Source organism: Roseomonas sp. KE0001, from assembly GCF_016107285.1.
Lineage (GTDB): Bacteria > Pseudomonadota > Alphaproteobacteria > Acetobacterales > Acetobacteraceae > Pseudoroseomonas.
This window is the reverse complement of record NZ_RCVQ01000002.1, coordinates 592,046-611,059: the sequence shown is the minus strand read 5'-3', so window position 1 is coordinate 611,059 and position 19,014 is coordinate 592,046. Positions and strand designations below refer to the sequence as shown.

The following is a 19,014-nucleotide window of genomic DNA, read 5'->3' as shown; positions in this document are numbered from 1 at the left end:
TATCCAGGGTTGCAACAGCCCGGACAGCGAAAAGGGAGGCCGGAGCCTCCCCTGCCTCCCTTCCCGCGAGAACCTTAGGCCGCGACCTGCAAGGCCTCCGACTGGCGGCGCACCATGTCCTGGTAGGGGCCGGGGCGGCGCATCAGCAGGTCCGGCGCGCCGTCCTGCACCACCTGCCCGTTCTCCATCACCACGATGCGGTCAAAATTGGTCAGGGTGGCGAGGCGGTGGGCCACCGCGATCACGGTGCGGCCCTCCATTAGCCCGTCCAGCGCCTTCTGCACCTCGGCCTCCGACTCGGAGTCGAGGGCGGAGGTCGCCTCGTCCAGCAGCAGGATCGGCGCGTTCTTCAGCAGGGCGCGGGCGATGGCCAGGCGCTGTCGCTGGCCGCCCGAGAGTTTGGCGCCCCGATCGCCGACGATGGTATTGAACCCTTCCGGCAACGCCTCGATGAAGTCGCGGCAGCGGGCCGCCTCGGCCGCCGCCATCACCTCGGCATCGGTCGCCTCCGGGCGGGCGTAGCGGATGTTCTCCAGCACGGTCCGGTGGAACATCGACACGTCCTGCGGCACCACGGCGATCATGTCGGCCAGGCTCTCGCGGGTGGAATGGGCGATGTCCTGGCCATCGATCAGCACGGCGCCGCCCTGCGGCTCGGAGTGGCGCTGCAGCAGCGTCAGCAGGGTGGACTTGCCGGCGCCGGAGCGGCCCACCACGCCGACCTTCTGGCCCGGGGCGATGTCGAGGTTCAGGCCGCGCAGCACCGCCGTGCTGCCCTCGGGCGCCGAGGGATAGCGGAAGGTGACATCCTGGAACACCACATGGCCGCCGCGCGCCGCCAGACCATGGGCATCGGCGGCGTCCGGCAGATCGTGCGGGACCAGCAGGGCGGACAGCGCCTCGCGCATGCGGGCCACGTACTGCGTCAGGTCCACCAGGGCCATCGCGAGGTCGCGGCTGGCATGGAGGATGGTGAAGCCCAGGGTGCAGACCAGCACGATGTCGCCGGTGGTGGCGCGGCCGAGCTGCCAGAGGTGCACCACCCAGGCCAGCAGGCAGGCGGTCAGCAGCGCGGTCGTGGCGCCATGCACCAGGCGCAGCTTCTCCAGGTAGCGCAGGCTGCTGCGGCGCGCGGCGGTCTCGCCCGCCAGGGCGTTGTCGAGCAGCACGGCCTCGCGCTTGAAGGCCCCGAAGGCGCGCACCAGGGAGAAGTTCTGCACCACGTCCACCAGCTGCCCGTCCACCGCCGCGGCGCGGCTGGCGAAGCTGTCATGCAGCCGCTCGCCGCGCCGGCCGAGCCAGGCGACGCCGGCCGCCAGGGTGAAGGCGACAACCACCAGGCAGCCCGCCATCCAGGGATCGACGCTGGCCAGGAAGCCGATGGAGAGGGTGACGGCGACGGCCGGCGGCACGGTGTGCCAGGTGAAGTTCTGCAGCACGGTGAAGGCGGCGGTGCCGGTGGCGCTGATGCGCGCCGCCAGCGTGCCGGCCGAGCGGTTGGCGAAATAGCCCGGGGAGTGGCCGGAGAGGTGGCGGAACAGCTCGGCCCGCATCGAGGCGGTGGCGCGCGGGAAGCGGTCCGCCGCGATCCAGCCGCCGACGCGCCAGAGCAGGTTGTCCGCCGCGATGACGCCGGCCAGGATGGCGAAGGCGGTCCAGACCGCCGCCTGCGCCGCCTGGGAGGGACCGCCCGAGAGCGTGTCAATCAGGTGCTTCACCGCGTAATTGGCGCCCACCGAGCAGCCGACGGCGCCCAGCACGGCCAGCAGGATCGCGACGTGGCTCCCTGCGTACGGCTTCAGGTGGCGAAGCAGGAAGCCCACCGGCCTCCGGCCGAGGCGGAGGAGGGCGGCTTCATCGTCGGACGGACGGGCGGCGGTCATGGGGGCAAAGCCTCCTCGATCTCCGGGACACATGAGCGTGAACGCCCGCTGCATCCGCGTTGTTGCAGAGGAAACGCCCCCTTCCTGACGAAATCATGGCGAGATGTGCCGAATCAGGACCGCATTCGGCTGCGATACGGGGGTCAGAGGCAAAGGAGAACCGGACCCCATGCGTATCGCCCAGATCGCTCCCCTGACGGAAGCCGTTCCCCCGAAGCTCTATGGCGGGACGGAGCGGATCGTCTCCTACATCACCGAGGAGCTGGTGGCGCTCGGCCATGACGTGACGCTGTTCGCCAGTGGCGATTCGATCACCCGGGCGAAGCTGGCGCCGATGTGCCGCAAGGCGCTGCGCCTCGACCCCTCGGTGCGCGACGCCAACGCCCCGCTGAACCTGATGCTGGAGGAGGTCTACCGCCGCCGGCACGACTTCGACCTGCTGCACTTCCATCTGGACTACCTGCCCTTCCCGCTCTTCTCCCGCCAGTCCGTGCCTTTCGTGACCACGCTGCACGGCCGGCTGGACCTGCCGGAGCTGCAGCCCGTCTTCGACGCCTTCAGCCAGGTGCCGGTGGTCTCGATCTCGAACGACCAGCGCAGGCCGCTGCCGCAGGCGAATTTCGCCGCCACCATCCATCACGGCCTGCCCGAGCGGCTGCTGACGCCGCGGCCGGGCGTCACGCCCGGCTACCTTGCCTTCCTCGGCCGCATCGCGCCCGAGAAGCGCTGCGACCGGGCGATCGAGATCGCCATCGCTACCAATACGCCGCTGAAGATCGCGGCCAAGGTGGATCGCGTGGACGTCGACTACTTCGAGAGCAAGATCAAGCCGATGCTGGCGCATCCGCTGATCGAGTTCATCGGCGAGATCGATGAGACGCAGAAGCCCGACTTCCTCTCCGGCGCCATCGGCCTGCTGACGCCGATCGACTGGCCGGAGCCCTTCGGCCTGGTGATGATCGAGGCGATGGCCTGCGGCACGCCCGTGATCGCCTTCCGGCACGGCTCGGTGCCGGAGGTGATCGACGAGGGGCTGACCGGCTTCGCGGTGAACAGCATGGCCGAGGCGATCGCCGCCGTGGGCCGCCTGCGCAGCCTGCCGCGCGCCGCCGTCCGCGCCCGCTTCGAGGAGCGCTTCACCGCCCGCCGCATGGCGGAGGACTACGTGGCCCTCTACGAGACGCTGGCGCGGCAGGAGCGCCCGGGCCTCGCCGTCGCGGCGGAGTGAGGGTAAGCGCCGAGGCGAAGCCCCAGGGCCCGGAGGGAGCACTCCCTTCGGGCCTTTTCGCTGGCTCCTGACGGAAGCGGCGGCTCAGCGGCCGCGCTTCAGTTCCTTCGCCTGATTCTCCTGATTGATCCGGTTCAGAAGCTGCTGCTCCTTGTAGGTCTCATTGGCCTGCTGCTGCAGCATGCACTGCTCCCAGTTCGGCGAAGCGCGCGTGATGCCCAGATTGGCGCAGCCGCGCTCGAAGTTCTGGCGGTCCAGGGCGTCCAGTTCCTCCTGCAGACCACATCCGGCCAGGAAGAGGGCCGGCACCAGGCCGCATTGGAGAAGGATGGATCGACATGTGGATGTCGCGCGGTCTGGCATGGCTTCTCCAGTACGCCGGTCGGACGATCTGCTGCCACGAAAGAAAAGCCAATCTCCCGGCAGCTGACAAGCCTTAGCTTGGCCCGCGGCTACCGCCCCTCCCTTTGGCGCGGCCTCGGCCGCCGCCGCGCTTTGATTCCGCCGCCGCTTGCCCTATCTGCTGCGGCAAGACCTCGGCGGGTGCGCTCCGCCTTACCTGCCGCCGGAACAGCATGACCGACACACCTCTCTCCCGTATCCGCAACTTCTCCATCATCGCCCATATCGACCACGGGAAATCCACCCTGGCCGACCGGCTGATCCAGGCCACCGGGGCCATCTCCCAGCGGGAGATGAAGGAGCAGATGCTCGACAGCATGGAGCTGGAGCAGGAGCGCGGCATCACCATCAAGGCCGCCTCCGTCCGCCTCGACTACAAGGCGAAGGACGGCGAGACCTATGTCCTCAACCTGATGGACACGCCGGGCCACGTCGATTTCGCCTATGAGGTCTCCCGCTCGCTGGCCGCCTGCGAGGGCTCGCTGCTGGTGGTCGATGCCTCCCAGGGGGTCGAGGCGCAGACGCTGGCCAATGTCTACCAGGCGATCGACGCCAATCACGAGATCGTCCCGGTCCTGAACAAGATCGACCTGCCGGCGGCCGAGCCGGAGCGGGTGAAGCAGCAGATCGAGGACGTGATCGGCCTCGACGCCTCGGAGGCGGTGGAGATCTCCGCCAAGTCCGGCCTCAACATCGAGGGCGTGCTGGAGGCCATCGTCCACCGCCTGCCGGCGCCGCAGGGCGACGCCGGCGCGCCGCTGAAGGCGCTGCTGGTGGATAGCTGGTACGACCCCTATCTCGGCGTCATCATCCTGATCCGGGTGAAGGATGGCACCATCCGCCGCGGCCAGAAGATCCGCTTCATGGCCGAGGGCACGACGCACACGGTGGACAGCGTCGGCGTCTTCCGCCCCAAGATGGTGGCGGTGGACAGCCTGGGGCCGGGCGAGATGGGCTACCTCAACGCCGCCATCAAGACGGTGGCCGAGACCAATGTCGGCGACACCATCACCGACGACCGCGTGCCGGCCGCCGAGCCGCTGCCGGGCTTCAAGCCCTCCATCCCGGTGGTCTGGTGCGGCCTCTACCCGGTCGATGCCGACGACTTCGAGAAGCTGCGCGAATCGCTCGGCAAGCTGCGGCTGAACGATGCCTCCTTCCATTTCGAGGCGGAGAGCTCCGCCGCGCTGGGCTTCGGCTTCCGCTGCGGCTTCCTGGGCCTGCTGCACCTCGAGATCATCCAGGAGCGCCTCTCCCGCGAGTTCGACCTCGACCTGATCGCGACGGCGCCCAGCGTCGTCTACAAGCTGAAGCTGACCAAGGGCGAGGAGACGGACCTGCACAATCCGGCCGACATGCCGGACCCGTCGCTGATCGAGAGCATCCAGGAGCCCTGGATCAAGGCCACCATCATGGTCCCGGACGAGCATCTGGGGGCCATCCTGACGCTGTGCTCCGAACGGCGCGGCCAGCAGGTGGAGCTGACCTATGTCGGCAACCGCGCCATGGCGGTCTACCGCCTGCCGCTGAACGAGGTGGTGTTCGACTTCTACGACCGCCTCAAGAGCGTCAGCCGCGGCTATGCCTCCTTCGACTACCAGATGGACGGCTATGACGAGGGCGACCTGGTCAAGATCTCCATCCTGGTGAACAACGAGCCGGTGGACGCGCTCTCCTTCATGGCGCACCGTTCCCAGGCCGAGCGGCGCGGCCGCTCGATCTGCGAGAAGCTGAAGGAGCTGATCCCCCGCCAGCTCTTCAAGATCCCCATCCAGGCGGCGATCGGCGGCCGCGTCATCGCGCGCGAGACCATCTCCGCCATGTCCAAGGACGTCACCGCCAAGTGCTACGGCGGCGACATCAGCCGCAAGCGCAAGCTCCTGGAGAAGCAGAAGGAGGGCAAGAAGCGCATGCGGCAGTTCGGCAAGGTCGAGATCCCGCAGAGCGCCTTCATCGCCGCCCTCAAGATGGACAGCTGAGGCGCGGCGCCGCTCTTTTTAGTTCACCGCCCGGAGCATCCTCGCTAATCGGGAACAGTGCCGGACCGTCTCATCGGACGGCACAAGACCGGGAGTGAACATCCGATGCATCGACGCAGCCTGCTGGCCGCCCTGCCCCTGCTTTCCGCTGGGCTGGCCGCGCTGGCCTCCGTGACCCTCGCGCTGGCCCCCACGGCGGCGCGCGCGCAGGGGGACTACCCGAGCCGCACCATCACCATCGTCGTGCCCTTCGCCGCCGGCGGCCCGACGGACACCGTGACCCGCCTCGTCGCCGAGGGCATGGGCCGCGATCTCGGCCAGACCGTGGTGGTGGAGAATGTCGGCGGCGCCGGCGGCACGCTGGGCGCGGCCCGCGTCGCCCAGGCCAGGCCGGACGGCTACACGCTGCTGCTGCATCATATCGGCATGGGCACCACCCCCAGCCTCTACCGCCGGCTGAGCTATGATCCGGTGGGCGGGTTCGAGCCGATTGGGCTGGTCACCGAGGTGCCGATGACCATCATCGCCAACAAGGACATCGCGGCGAACACGCTGCAGGACCTGGTGGCGCTGGTGAAGCGCGACACCACCGGGATCAACTACGCCAATGCCGGCATCGGCGCCGCCAGCCACCTCTGCGGCCTGCTGCTGCAGAAGGCGATCGACGCGCCGATGACCACCGTCCCCTATCGCGGCACCGGCCCGGCGATGACCGACCTGATCGCCGGCACGGTGGACGTGTTGTGCGACCAGACCACCAACACCACCAGCCATATCCGCGCCGGGGCGGTGAAGGTCTTCGCCGTCACCACGCCGCAGCGCCTCCCCTCCCTGCCCGACGTGCCCACCACCGCCGAGGCGGGGCTGCCGGGGATGGAAGTGACCATCTGGCACGGCCTCTACGCGCCCAAGGGCACGCCGGCGCCGGTCATCGCGCGGCTGTCGAAGGCGCTGCAGGCGGCGCTCGCCAACGAAAGCCTGGCCCGCCGCTTCCAGGATCTCGGCACCGAGCCGGTGGCGGCGGAGCGGGCCACCCCGGCGGCGCACAAGGCCTTCTGGGAGGCCGATATCGCCAAGTGGCGCCCGGTGATCGAGGCCGCCGGCCAGTACGCCGACTGAGGTCTTGCCACCGCCCCCTCCCCCTTTCCCCCGGGGAGCGGGCGGCCGGGCCCGGGAGCCGGGACTCTCGATCGGGGGAAGCACGGTTGGGGGATGCGGGCCGGCGCCGCTTGGTCTATGCAGGGTGCAGTTCTAGCAGGGCCATGCATGTCTCGGTTGCGGCGACAGGCGGCCTTCCCCGCGCGGGCACGGAATATTCGGCATGACGTCTCGCCGCAAGCGGCGGCAGGGACGGAGGCGGACGGCATGAGGGCGTGGCTGCCCGGCTGGAAGCCCACCGTCCGCCTGCATCTGCTGATGATCGCCCTGGCCGCCCTGCTGCCGCTCTGGGCCCTGGCCGGGCATATCGCCGGCCGCATGGCCGATGCCGAGAACGAGCGCCTGGCCGCCGCCGCGCGCGAGATGTCGCAGGGCGTCGCCTTCGTGCTGGAGCGCGAGATCCTTGGCCTGCGCGGCGAGCTGAGCGCGCTCGCCACCTCCCCCGCCCTGCGCGACGGGCGCTACGACGTCTTCCACCAGCAGGCCCGGGCCGTGCTGGAGGGCGAGGAAGGGCGCATCCGCCTGACCGACCGCCAGGGCCGCGTGCTGGTCGACACCGCGATTCCCTTCGAGGACTGGGCGGATGAGGACAGCCTGCCGGTGCTGCCCGAGTCGCCGCAGCGCAGCGGCGTCTCCAACCTGCGGATGGACCCCGAGAACAACGTCTACCGCGTCGATATCGTACAGGCGGTGGCGGTGCCCTCCGGCCCGCCGCGCCTCTTCGTCTCGGCCGAGATCGCGCCCCAGCGGATCTGGAGCCGGCCGCTCGAGCTCGTGGACCTGCCGCCCGGCTGGATCGCGGTGATCGCCGATGCGGAGGGCCGGCTGATCGCGCGCCTGCCGCCGATCGAGGGCATGATCGGCCATCGCGCCTCGTCGCAGAGCGCCACGCAGCAGGCCGTGGCGAGCGGCGAGGCCAGCGGCTGGCTGCGCGGGCGCAGCCGCGACCGCGTGCCGCTCTACACCGCCTGGCACCGGGTCGTCGGCACCGAATGGGTGGTGCTGATCGGCCTGCCGGCGGAGCAGCTCGACGGCAACCTGCTGCGCACGCTGAGCCCGGTGCTGGTGATGGGCGGGCTGATGCTGCTGGTCTTCACCCTGGCGCTCGCCTTCTGGGTGGACCGGCGCATCGCCCTGCCGCTCGGCCGCCTCGGCCGCATGGCCAGCGCCTTCGGCCGTGGCGCGGCGCTGCCGCCCTTCCCGCCGAGCGGCCTCTTCGAGATCGACAGCGCGGCGCGGGCGCTCAGCCTCGCGGCGGCCGAGCGCGAGGCGCTGGAGGCGGAGCGGATCACGCTGACCGCCCGGCTGCAGACCGTGCTGGAGACCACGACCGACAGCGTGCTGGTGCTCGACCCTGACGGCATCGTCCTCTACATCAACGGCCGCGCCCGGGCACAGGCCGGGCAGCGCGAACTGATCGGCCGCCCGCTCCGCGAAGGCTTCCCCGGCTGGGACAGCGGACCCTTCGGCGCCGTCTGCCGCCGCGCCGCGCAGGAGGGAACCCCGCAGGGCGCCACCGCCTTCCACCCCGCCCTCGGCCGCTGGATCTCCGCCGATGTCTATCCCTCGACCGAGGGGCTCACCCTGTTCTTCCGCGACGTCACCGACCAGCGCGCGGCCGAGGCGGCGCTGCGCGACAGCGAGGCGCGTCTGAAGGCGGTGATGGACAATGTGCCGGTCGGCGTGCTGCTGGCCGAGGCGCCCTCGGGCCGTATCCTGCTGGGTAACCGCCGGCTGGAAGATATCCTGCGTCACCCGGTGCGGCTCTCCGCCGGCATCGCGCAGTATCGCGAGGATTTCGAGGCCTATCATGCCGATGGCCGGCGCGCGGCGGGCGCCGAGCTGCCAATCGGCCGCACCCTGCTGACCGGCCTGCCGGCCAGCGGCGAGTATCACTACCGCCGCGGGGACGGCAGCATGGTCTGGCTGCGCATCGCCGCCGCGCCGGTACGCGACGCGCAGGGCACGCTGAAAGGCGCCGTCGTCGCCATCACCGACATCGATGCCGAGCGGCGCGCCGGCGAGGCGCTGCGCGAGAGCGAGCTGCGCTTCCGCACCCTGGCCGAGGCCATCCCGCAGGTGGTCTGGTCCAGCCTGCCGGATGGGCGCATCGACTACGTCAATCCGCGCCTGCAGGACTTCACCGGCATGGCGCCGGCGGTGGCCATGCAGGCGCTGGCGCAGATCATCCACCCGGAGGACCAGCGGCGCGCCGAGCGGGCCTGGCAGCGCGCGCTGCGCAAGGGCGAGGCCTTCAGCACCGAGCTGCGCCTGCGCCGCATGGAGGGCGGCTGGCGCTGGTGCATGGTGCGCGCCCTGCCGGCCCGGGCGCCGGATGGCAGCATCCGCCGCTGGATCGGCGCCGTCACCGATGTCTCCGACCTGGTCGAGGCGCGCGAGGCCCTGGCCCGGCAGGTGTCCGCCCAGGCCGCCTCCCGCGAGGCGGCGGTGCAGGCCGCCATGGCGCTGGCCGCCTCGGAGAGCCGGTTCCGCCGCTTCGCCGAGGCGAGCCCGGATGTGATGTGGATGGTCTCGCCCGACTGGCAGACCATGGAGTTCGTCAGCCCCGCCTTCGAGCGGATCTGGGGCATCGCGCGCGAGCGGATGTTCGAGAACCCGGCGGCCGGCCGCGACGCCATCCACCCGGCCGACCAGGAGCGCTACCGCCAGGCGATGGAGGCGGCCGGCCGCGAGGGTGGCTACGATGTCGAGTACCGCATCCTGCGGCCCGATGGCGGCATGCGCTGGATCCGCGACGTCAGCTTCCCCATCCTCGACACCCAGGGAATCATGACCCGGCGCGGCGGCCTGGCGCGCGACATCACGGCGGCCAAGGCCGCCGAGGCGCGGCAGGCGCTGCTGCTCGGCGAGCTGAACCACCGGGTCAAGAACACCCTGGCCACGGTGCATTCCCTGGCCCTGCAGACGGCGCGCACCGCCGGCACCAGCGCCGAGGCGATCCCGCGCTTCCTGAACGACTTCCAGGCGCGGCTGCTGACCCTGTCGCGCGGGCACGACCTGCTGACCGCGCGCACCTGGCGCGGCGCCACGCTGGAGGACACGGCACGGGCCGCCCTCGCCCCCTGGCAGGGGGATGCCGAACCCGGCGGCGAGCCGCACCTGCTGATCGACGGCCCCTCGGTCTGGCTGGCGCCGCGTCAGGCCCTTGGCCTTGCCCTGGCCCTGCACGAGCTGGCCACCAACGCGATCAAGCACGGCGCCCTGTCGCGGCCCGAGGGTCAGGTCGAGGTGACCTGGCGGGGCGACCCGGATGGCATGGTGCGGCTGACCTGGCAGGAGCGCGGCGGGCCGCCGGTGCGCCCGCCCTCGCGCCGCGGCTTCGGCAGCCGGATGCTGGAGCGTGGCCTGCCGGCCGAACTCGGCCCCGGCTCAGGCGTCGAGATGGACTATGCGGAGGCGGGCTTCATGGCGGAGATCCGCTTCCGGCCCGTGAGTGGACCCCAGGTGGAGGAGGAGAGCGCATGAACCGGCTGCAGGGGCTTCGCGTGCTGGTTGTCGAGGACGAGGCCCTCATCGCCATGCTGGTGGAGGATGCGCTGATCGAGGCCGGCGCGGACGTGCTCGGCCCGGCGGCGACGGTGGAGGAGGCGCTGGAATACTTCTCCGGCGCCGCCCCCGCCGCCGCGGTGCTCGACATCAACCTGGCCGGCCAGGTCTCCACGCCGGTGGCGGACCGGCTGGTCGAGATGGAGATCCCCTTCGTCGTCGCCACCGGCTATGGCGCGGCGGGGCTGCCGGAGCGGCACCGCGGCGCGCCGGTGCTGTCCAAGCCCTATGACCCGCAGGAGCTGGTGCTGATGCTGGAGCGGCTCTGCATGCCGGGCTGAGGCCGCCGCCGGGACAGGCCTCAGCCGCGCAGCACGCGGCCGGCGACGGCGTCGAGCCGGGCCATCAGCGCCGGGTCGCGCTTCTCGGGCGGCGTGACGATGGCGTATTCCAGCGCCCGGTCGCAGCCCGCCGGGCAGGGGCCGCGCGGCGCGCCCAGCATCGGCACCACCGCCTTCACCAGCGCCTTAGCGCGGTCGGCGTTCTCGTACATCACCTTCACCACCGCCTCGACCGATACGGCGTCGTGGTCGGGGTGCCAGCAGTCGAAATCGGTGACCATGGCGATGGTCGCGTAGCAAAGCTCGGCCTCGCGGGCGAGCTTGGCCTCCGGCATGTTGGTCATGCCGATCACGTCGCAGCCCCAGGCACGGTAGAGTTCGCTCTCCGCCTTGGTGGAGAACTGCGGCCCCTCCATGACCAGATAGGTGCCGCCGCGCCGGTGCTTCAGGCCGATGTCGCGCGCCGCCTGCTCGGCCACGTCGCCGAGGCGCGGGCAGGTCGGATGCGCCACTGAGACATGCGCCACGCAGCCGGTCTCGAAGAAGGACTTCTGCCGCGCGAAGGTGCGGTCGATGAACTGGTCGACGATGACGAAGGTGCCGGGCGGCAGGTCGCCGTTCAGCGAGCCCACGGCCGAGAGGGACAGGATCTCGGTCACGCCCGCCCGCTTCAGCACGTCGATATTGGCGCGATAGTTCAGCGCCGAGGGCGGCATGCGGTGGCCGCGGCCGTGGCGGGGCAGGAAGACGCAGCGCACGCCGTCGAGCCGGCCGAAGAGCAGCTCGTCGGAGGGTTCGCCCCAGGGGCTGTCCACCCGGCGCCACGCGCGCTCCTCCAGCCCGTCGATGTCGTAGAGGCCGGAGCCGCCGATCAGGCCGATGACGGGTTCGATGATGTCGGTCATGGAATGCTTCCCTGCGACGAGGAAAGGGCCGCCACCGGAGTCCGGCTCCGGCGGCGGCCCTTCATGCGGAGGGCGGCGGGGTGCCGCCCCGCCTCAGTGGACCCTGGCCCAGATCTTCCGCTTCACCGCATAGGTCAGGCCGCCGAGGATGACCAGGAAGAGGATGATCCGCACGCCCATGGCGCGGCGGGTCTCCAGCTCCGGCTCGGCCGCCCAGGCGAGGAAGGCCGAGACATCGGTCGCCATGCGGTCCACCGTGGCGGTGGTCCCATCGGCGTACTGCACCTGGCCGTCGCTGCTGATCGGCGGCGCCATGGCGATCTGATGGCCGGGGAAGTACTTGTTGTAGTGCATCCCCTCCATGACCGTGACGCCCTCCGGCGGGGCCTCGTAGCCCATCAGCAGGGCATGCACGTAGTCGGCGCCGCCCGGGCGGGCCTTGGTCATCAGCGACAGGTCGGGGGGCAGCGCCCCGTTGTTGGCCGCGCGCGCCGCCGCGTCATTGGCGAAGGGGCGGCGGAAGCGGTCCGAGGCGCGGCCGGGGCGCTCGAACATCTCGCCATCGTCGTTCGGCCCGTCGGGGATCTGGTAGCCCGCGGCCACGGCGGCGACCTCGGCCTCGGAGAGGCCGATCTCGCGCAGGTTGCGGTAGGCCACCAGGTGCATGGCGTGGCAGGCCGAGCAGACTTCCTTGTAGACCTGGAAGCCGCGCTGCAGCTCGCCGCGGTCGAAGGTGCCGAAGAGGCCGTCGAAGGAGAACTTGGTGTCCGGGACGGCGACCCCCTCGGCGGCCCGCGCCGCCGGGGCGGCGCCGAGGGCGAGCGGGAGGGCCAGGGTGGCCGCCAGGGTGACGGCCTTGGCGGCGGCCTTCAGGGAACGCAGGGCCATCACGCCTTCTCCATCGGCTGGGCGGTCGCGGCGCCGGGCAGCGGCCCACCGCCCCGCAGCACGGGTCGGGCGATGCTCTCGGGCAGCGGCAGGGGCCGCTCGATCTTGGCGAGCAGCGGCAGGATCACCAGGAAGTAGCCGAAGTAGTAGGCGGTCGCGAAGCGGCTGACGGTGACGTAGGGCTCCTCGGCCGGCATGCCGCCGCAGTACATCAGGACGAAGAAATTCACCGTCCAGAGCAGGAACAGCCACCTGGCGATCGGGCGGAAGCGCATCGAGCGCACCGGCGAGCGGTCCAGCCAGGGCAGCACGAAGAGGATGGCGATCGAGCCGAACATCATCAGCACGCCGCCCAGCTTGTTCGGCACCGCGCGCAGGATGGCGTAGAAGGGCAGGAAGTACCATTCCGGCACGATATGCGCGGGCGTCGAGAGCGGGTTGGCCGGGATGTAGTTGTCCGGATGGCCCAGGTAGTTCGGCGTGAAGAAGACGAGGAAGGCGAAGACGATCAGGTAGACGACGATCCCGACGCTGTCCTTGATCGTGTAATAGGGGTGGAAGGGCAGCGTGTCCTGCGGGCCCTTGGGCTCGATGCCCAGCGGGTTGTTGGACCCCGTGATGTGCAGCGCCGCGACATGCAGGAAGACCACGCCCGCGATCACGAAGGGCAGCAGGTAGTGCAGGCTGAAGAAGCGGTTCAGCGTGGGGTTGTCCACGGAGAAGCCGCCCCAGAGCAGCGTCACGATGCTGTCGCCGACCAGCGGGATGGCGCTGAACAGGTTGGTGATGACGGTGGCGCCCCAGAAGGACATCTGGCCCCAGGGCAGCACGTAGCCCATGAAGGCGGTGGCCATCATCAGCAGGAAGATGACGACGCCGAGGATCCAGAGCAGCTCGCGCGGCGCCTTGTAGGAGCCGTAGTACATGCCGCGCCAGACGTGCACGAGAACCACGATGAAGAACATCGAGGCGCCGTTCATGTGCACGTAGCGGATCAGCCAGCCGTAGTTCACGTCGCGCATGATGCGCTCGACGCTGTCGAAGGCGAGCGAAGTGTGCGCCGTGTAGTTCATCGCCAGGAAGATGCCGGTGGCGATCATGATCATCAGGTTGATCATGGCCAGCGCGCCGAAATTCCAGAAGTAGTTGAAATTCCGCGGAGTCGGGAAGGTCCCGTACTCCTTCTGCATCATGGTGAAGACCGGCATGCGCTGGTCGATCCAGCGCACCACCGGGTTGGTGAAGCTGCTCTCGTGAAGGCCGGATGCCATGGGGTGCGGTCCTCAGCCGATGCGGATCTGGGTGTCGGACGTGAACTCGTAATCCGGCACGGCCAGGTTCAGGGGCGCCGGGCCGCGGCGGATGCGGCCGGAGGTGTCGTAGTGGCTGCCGTGGCAGGGGCAGAACCAGCCGCCGAATTCACCGCGCGGGTCGGTCGATTTCTGCCCCAGCGGCACGCAGCCGAGGTGGGTGCAGACGCCGACCACCACCAGCCACGGGCGGCGGTGGACGCGGGCATCGTCGGTCTGCGGGTCGCGCAGGTCGGAGAGCGGCACGCCCTCGGCCTCCTGGATCTCCGCCCCCGTGCGGTGGCGCACGAAGACCGGCTTGCCGCGCCACATGACGGTGACCGCCTGGCCCTCGGCGATATGGTCGAGCTGCACATCGGTGCTCGCCAGGGCCAGCACGTCCTTCGCCGGGTTCATCGAGGCGATGAAGGGCCAGACCACGGCGCCGACGCCGACCGCCGCGAAGGAGCCGGCCACCAGTTTCAGGAAATCCCGCTTCGTCCCTTCGGCCGCGTGCGGATCATCCCCAGGGGAGCCGCCCCCATGGGAGCCGCCCATCGCGGGGGAGCTGCTCGGCGCAAGCGTATCGGCCATCCCTCTTTCCGTCCCTCCTGGCGGCACCCCGAAACCTGGCAGGCTGGGCGCCGCTGAACCCCTTTCCGCGCACAAGCGGAGGCGCCGGGGCAAGCGCGTCACCGCGCTGCTGCCATGCGCCATGGCCATATAAAGGCAGGGTATGCGGGGTGGCAATCGCCCCTGGCGCCGCACGCCCCGGCCGAAGCCCGCCTTTCTGCGCGTTGCGGCGCCGACGGCATCGCGGTAGCGCAGCGCGGGCGGGGCGTCCTCGCCGCCGCAGAGGAGGCCGTGACCGCCATGACCCAGTCCCCCGAGACCGACCGCCATCCCCTCGCCGCCCCCGCCGCGGCCTGGTTCGAATCGCTGCGCGACCGCCTCTGCGCCGCCTTCGAGGCGATCGAGGACGAGCTGGCCTCCGGGCCGCAGGCCGGCCTCCCCGCCGGGCGCTTCGCCCGCACGCCCTGGCGGCGCGAGGGCGGCGGCGGGGGCGTGATGGCGGTGATGCGCGGCCGAGTCTTCGAGAAGGTGGGGGTCAATGTCTCCACCGTCTGGGGCGAGTTCAGCCCCGAGTTCCGCCGCCAGATCCCGGGCGCGGAGGAGGATCCGCGCTTCCTGGCCACCGGCGTCTCGCTGGTCGCCCACATGCGCTCGCCGCGCGTGCCGGCGGCGCATATGAACACCCGCTTCATCACCACCACCCGCCCCTGGTTCGGCGGCGGGGGCGACCTGACGCCGATGCGCCTCGACGCGCCCGAATCGCAGGCCGACGCCGCCACCTTCCACGCCGCCTACCGCGCCGCCTGCGACCGGCACGACCCGGCCTACTACCCGCGCTTCAAGCAATGGTGCGACGAGTACTTCTTCCTGCCGCACCGGGGCGAGCCGCGCGGCGCGGGCGGCATCTTCTACGACTGGCTCGGCCGCGACGAGGCCGACGAGGCCCGCCTGCCGGACCACTTCGCCTTCACCCGCGACGTCGGCGAGGCCTTCCTCGCCGCCTATCCCGCCATCGTCCGCCGCCGCATGCACGAGCCCTGGACTGAGGCCGAGCGCGAGCACCAGCTGGTCCGCCGCGGGCGCTATGTCGAGTTCAACCTGCTGCAGGACCGCGGCACCCTGTTCGGGTTGCGGACCGGCGGCAATGTCGAGGCGATCCTGATGTCCATGCCGCCCGAGGTGCGCTGGCCCTGACGGGCCGGCGCCGCAAGGCCTCGCGCGACGCCGGGCCTTGCGCCCGGGCCCTGAAAGAACATATCAAGAACTATCCTTCAGGGCTTTTCCCATGGACCTCCGCGCCAAGCTGGCGGTGCTGGCCGATGCCGCCAAGTACGACGCCTCCTGCGCCTCCTCCGGCACCGATAAGCGCGATTCGCGCCAGGGCGGCCTCGGCAGCACCGAGGGCATGGGCATCTGCCACGCCTATGCGCCGGACGGGCGCTGCATCTCCCTGCTCAAGGTGCTGCTGACCAATGCCTGCGTCTTCGACTGCGCCTATTGCATCAACCGCGCCTCCGCCCCGGTCCGCCGCGCCCGCTTCACCGTGGAGGAGCTGGTCCGGCTGACCCTGGCCTTCTACCGCCGCAACTACATCGAGGGGCTGTTCCTCTCCTCCGGCATCATCCGCAGCCCCGACTACACCATGGAGCAGATCGTCCGCGTGGCGCGCGCGCTGCGCCAGGAGCATGGCTTCAAGGGCTACATCCATCTCAAGACCATCCCCGAGGCGGCGCCGGAACTGCTGGCCGAGGCCGGGCTGCTGGCCGACCGCCTGTCGATCAATGTCGAGCTGCCGCAGGCCGCCAGCCTGCGCGCCCTGGCGCCCGAGAAGGACATGCCGGTGATCGAGGGCGCCATGGCCGAACTCTCCACCCGGATCGCGACGGCCGGCGCCGAGCGGCGCGAGGCCCGCCGCGCCCTGCCGCCGCGCTTCGCCCCGGCCGGGCAGTCGACGCAGATGATCGTCGGCGCCGATGCCAGCACCGACGGCCAGGTGCTGGACGCCAGCGACGGGCTCTACAGCCGCTTCGGCCTGAAGCGGGTCTATTATTCCGGCTATTCGCCGATTCCCGCCGCCTCGGCCGCCCTGCCCCCGGCGCCGCCGCCGCTGTTGCGCGAGCACCGGCTCTACCAGGCCGACTGGCTGATGCGCTTCTACGGCTTCCGGCCGAGCGAGATCCTGGCCGGCGGCGAGGCCGGCATGCTCGACCTCGAGATCGACCCGAAGCTGGCCTGGGCGCTGAAGCACCGCGCCGGCTTCCCCCTCGACCTCAACCGCGCCTCGCGCGAGGCGCTGCTGCGCGTGCCCGGCCTCGGCGCCCGCACGGTGGAACGGGTGCTCGAGGCACGGCGGCACGGGCGGGTGAAGCTCGCCGACCTCGCCCGGCTGCGCGTGCCGCTGCGCAAGGTGGCGCCTTTCCTGACCGCGCCCGACCACCGACCGCCGCCGGGACAGATCGATTCCGCCGGGCTCCGGCGGCAGTTGCAGCCGGGAAGCGCCTTCGCCCGGGCGGCACGGCCGGAGCAGCTCGCCCTTGGCCTGTAGTATCTGCCTCGCCGGCCCGGCCGATTTCGACGGCTGGCGCGCCGCCGCGCGCGGCCTGCTGGCCGCCGGCATCGCCCCCGAGGCGGTCTCCTGGCCCGGGCAGGACGGGGCCGCCGGCTTGTTCGACGGCGCCGCGCCCGACCTGCCGCGCGACGCCCCCTCCCCCGCCGTGCCGCGCGACTTCCTGGTCCAGGCCGAGCTGGCCATCCGGCACAGCGACCCGGAACGCTTCGCCCTGCTCTATGGCCTGCTCTGGGATGCCCGCCGCCGCCCCGGCCTGCTGCGCACGCCGACCGAGGCGCGCATGGCCCGCCTCGCCGCCATGGCGCGGGCGGTGCGGCGGGACGCGCACAAGATGCACGCCTTCCTGCGCTTCCGCGAGGTGGAGACGCCGGACGGGGTGCGCTCGGTCGCGTGGTTCGAGCCGGAGCATCATATCGTGGAGGCCGAGGCGGGGTTCTTCGAGCGCCGCTTCGCCGCCCTGCGCTGGTCGATCCTGACGCCGCGCCGCTGCGCCCACTGGGACGGCGCCGTCACCACCTTCACCGCCGGCGCGCACCGCGCCGAGGCCCCCGCCGCCGATGCCGCCGAGGATCTCTGGCGCACCTACTTCGCCAGCATCTTCAATCCGGCCCGGCTGAAGCCCGAGGCGATGCGCGCCGAGATGCCGAAGAAGTACTGGCGCAACCTGCCCGAGGCCACGGTGATCCCCGAGCTGCTGCGTGGCGCCGAGGGGCGCGAGCGGGCCATGCTGGGCCAGGCGATCGCGGCGCCGGGGCGGCGGCAGAGGCGGCGGCCCTCCGGGGCGGGCACCGCCGGCTGAGGGCGCCCTCTCCGGCCGCCATCACCCGGAGGGCAGCCAGACCCTGAAGGTCGCGCCCTCGCCCTCCTGGCTCTCGATCAGCAGCTGGCCGCGATGGCGGTTGACGATGTGCTTGACGATGGCGAGGCCGAGGCCGGTGCCGCCGGCGCTGCGCGAACGCGCCTTGTCCACCCGGTAGAAGCGCTCCGTCAGCCGCGGGATGTGCTCGCGCGCGATGCCGGGCCCGTCATCGGTCACGCTGAGCAGCGCACCGGGCCGCGGCGCCTCGGCGCGGCTGACCGCCAGGGTGATGTGGCAGGCCTGCCCGCCATGCTTCACCGCGTTCTCCAGCAGGTTGCGCAGCACCTGGGCGAGCTGCCCGGCATCGGCCGGCGCCGCCTCCACCGTCTCGTCGAGATCGAGCCGCAACGTGACCGCCCGGCTGTCCAGGATCGGCGCCATGGCCTCGGTCTCGGCCCGCGCCAGGGCGGCGAGCGCGACGCGTCCGGTGGGCGCCTGGTGCTCGGCCAGCTCGATGCGCGAGAGGCCGAGCAGGTCCTCGATCAGCCGCCGCATCCGTTCCGACTGCTCGGCCATGATGCCGAGGAAGCGCGCCTGCGCCTCCGGATCGTCCTTCGCCGGCCCGCGCAGCGTCTCGATGAAGCCCATCAGGCTGGCCAGCGGGGTGCGCAATTCGTGGCTGGCATTGGCCACGAAATCGGCGCGCATCCGTTCCACCGCGCGTTCCCGCGTGCGGTCGGCCAGCAGCACCACCAGCCGCCCGCCATCGATCAGCGGCGGATCGAGCGGGATGACCTGCACGGCCAGCTCGCGCGGCACCGGCACGGGCAGGGTGATGTCCGTGCTCTGCCCTTCCCCCTCGGCCAGGGCACGGTCCACCGCCCCCGCCAGCTTCGGGTGGCGCAGCAGCGCGGCGGCATCGCCCGCCAGCGGCCCCGATTCGGCGGCCGGCGCGGCGAAGAGGGCCCGCGCCGCCGCGTTGGCGCGCAGCGGCGCGCGGTCGGCGCCCAGCACCAGCAAGGGGTCCGGCAGGCTTTCCAGAATGGCGGCGTCGCTGCGGCGCAGCCGCTCGACCATCGCCTGCCGCTCGGCGAGGTGGCCGATCAGCCGCGTCACGCCCTCGGACACCTCGGAGAGAATCGGGATGGCGAGGCCCCGGTGGCTGGCCTCGGCCTCGCTTCGCGGCGCCGGCATTCCGCCCTCCGCCGCATGGCGCAGGGACCGCGCCAGGCGCGACAGGTCACGCAGCCAGAACCAGGACAGCAGCAGCGCCGCGGCGGCGGTCAGCGCGAGGCAGAACAGCACCACGTCCGCCTCGGCCTGCCCGCTCAGCCCGAGCAGGGCGAGGAGCAGCAGCGGCACGCCGCCGATCAGCCCTGCCGAGCCCAGCCAGCGGCCGGGCGACGGCCTCTCCTCCTCCATGCGCATCCCCCTCGGTGGCGGGGCGGCATTGTCCGGCAGGATGGCCGCCCTGTCGATGCGCCGGCGCCGTG

15 protein-coding genes are annotated in these 19,014 nt (G+C 71.4%); 8 read left to right on the top strand and 7 right to left on the bottom strand.

Annotation, left to right across the window (positions count from 1 at the left end):
* Positions 1 to 74 precede the first annotated feature (74 nt).
* Positions 75 to 1,883 carry an ABC transporter ATP-binding protein gene (locus D9598_RS06355; RefSeq protein ID WP_198365535.1) on the bottom strand — a complete coding sequence of 603 codons (1,809 nt, stop codon included), beginning with the start codon at positions 1,881 to 1,883 and terminating at the stop codon, positions 75 to 77.
* Between the two features lie 169 nt (positions 1,884 to 2,052).
* Between D9598_RS06355 and D9598_RS06350 the strand changes: the two genes are divergently transcribed.
* Positions 2,053 to 3,111 (top strand): glycosyltransferase family 4 protein, encoded by a 1,059-nt coding sequence (locus D9598_RS06350; protein WP_198365534.1) that lies wholly within the window; start codon positions 2,053 to 2,055, stop codon positions 3,109 to 3,111.
* Between the two features lie 84 nt (positions 3,112 to 3,195).
* Here the strand turns inward: D9598_RS06350 and D9598_RS06345 are convergent, their stop codons facing one another.
* Positions 3,196 to 3,420, bottom strand: coding sequence for a hypothetical protein (locus tag D9598_RS06345; protein WP_198365533.1), 225 nt, complete (start codon positions 3,418 to 3,420; stop codon positions 3,196 to 3,198).
* A gap of 266 nt (positions 3,421 to 3,686) precedes the next feature.
* Here D9598_RS06345 and lepA point away from each other — a divergent pair, with 266 nt between their 5' ends.
* From lepA to D9598_RS06325, 4 genes are all read left to right on the top strand, one after another.
* Positions 3,687 to 5,492, top strand: a complete 1,806-nt coding sequence (gene lepA, locus D9598_RS06340) for a translation elongation factor 4 (RefSeq protein WP_198365532.1) — start codon at positions 3,687 to 3,689, stop codon at positions 5,490 to 5,492.
* 105 nt (positions 5,493 to 5,597) lie between these two features.
* On the top strand, positions 5,598 to 6,611 hold the full coding sequence (locus D9598_RS06335; RefSeq protein WP_198365531.1) for a tripartite tricarboxylate transporter substrate-binding protein: 1,014 nt from the start codon (positions 5,598 to 5,600) through the stop codon (positions 6,609 to 6,611).
* A 246-nt stretch (positions 6,612 to 6,857) separates the two neighbouring features.
* The gene (locus tag D9598_RS06330; RefSeq protein WP_198365530.1) at positions 6,858 to 10,136 is read left to right on the top strand and encodes a PAS domain S-box protein; all 3,279 of its coding nucleotides are present in this window, start codon (positions 6,858 to 6,860) and stop codon (positions 10,134 to 10,136) included.
* The gene (locus D9598_RS06325; RefSeq protein ID WP_198365529.1) at positions 10,133 to 10,498 is read left to right on the top strand and encodes a response regulator; all 366 of its coding nucleotides are present in this window, start codon (positions 10,133 to 10,135) and stop codon (positions 10,496 to 10,498) included. The genes D9598_RS06330 and D9598_RS06325 overlap by 4 nt, the downstream gene beginning before the upstream one ends.
* Positions 10,499 to 10,518: 20 nt before the next feature.
* On the opposite strand, the gene D9598_RS06320 is transcribed toward D9598_RS06325, so the two are convergent.
* The 4 genes from D9598_RS06320 to petA form a co-directional block, all read right to left on the bottom strand.
* A complete protein-coding gene (locus tag D9598_RS06320; protein ID WP_198365528.1) occupies positions 10,519 to 11,403 on the bottom strand; it encodes an S-methyl-5'-thioadenosine phosphorylase in 885 nt (294 codons plus the stop codon).
* A 93-nt stretch (positions 11,404 to 11,496) separates the two neighbouring features.
* On the bottom strand, positions 11,497 to 12,291 hold the full coding sequence (locus D9598_RS06315; protein WP_198365527.1) for a cytochrome c1: 795 nt from the start codon (positions 12,289 to 12,291) through the stop codon (positions 11,497 to 11,499).
* Positions 12,291 to 13,562, bottom strand: a complete 1,272-nt coding sequence (locus D9598_RS06310) for a cytochrome b/b6 (protein ID WP_198365526.1) — start codon at positions 13,560 to 13,562, stop codon at positions 12,291 to 12,293. Before D9598_RS06310 ends, D9598_RS06315 begins: the two co-directional genes overlap by 1 nt.
* A 12-nt stretch (positions 13,563 to 13,574) precedes the next feature.
* Positions 13,575 to 14,174: a ubiquinol-cytochrome c reductase iron-sulfur subunit gene (gene petA, locus D9598_RS06305; RefSeq protein ID WP_198365525.1), complete on the bottom strand. Its 600-nt coding sequence runs from the start codon at positions 14,172 to 14,174 to the stop codon at positions 13,575 to 13,577.
* Between the two features lie 279 nt (positions 14,175 to 14,453).
* On the opposite strand from petA, the gene hemF reads away from it, so the two are divergent.
* The 3 genes from hemF to D9598_RS06290 all read left to right on the top strand — a co-directional run bounded on the left by hemF (position 14,454) and on the right by D9598_RS06290 (position 17,521).
* The gene (hemF, locus tag D9598_RS06300) at positions 14,454 to 15,347 is read left to right on the top strand and encodes an oxygen-dependent coproporphyrinogen oxidase (protein ID WP_198365524.1); all 894 of its coding nucleotides are present in this window, start codon (positions 14,454 to 14,456) and stop codon (positions 15,345 to 15,347) included.
* 91 nt (positions 15,348 to 15,438) lie between these two features.
* Entirely contained in the window at positions 15,439 to 16,698 is a 1,260-nt protein-coding gene (locus tag D9598_RS06295) for a putative DNA modification/repair radical SAM protein (RefSeq protein ID WP_198365523.1), read from the top strand.
* Entirely contained in the window at positions 16,688 to 17,521 is an 834-nt protein-coding gene (locus tag D9598_RS06290; RefSeq protein ID WP_198365522.1) for a TIGR03915 family putative DNA repair protein, read from the top strand. The genes D9598_RS06295 and D9598_RS06290 overlap by 11 nt, the downstream gene beginning before the upstream one ends.
* Positions 17,522 to 17,542: 21 nt before the next feature.
* On the opposite strand, the gene D9598_RS06285 is transcribed toward D9598_RS06290, so the two are convergent.
* On the bottom strand, positions 17,543 to 18,943 hold the full coding sequence (locus tag D9598_RS06285; RefSeq protein ID WP_232476935.1) for an ATP-binding protein: 1,401 nt from the start codon (positions 18,941 to 18,943) through the stop codon (positions 17,543 to 17,545).
* Positions 18,944 to 19,014: the final 71 nt, after the last annotated feature.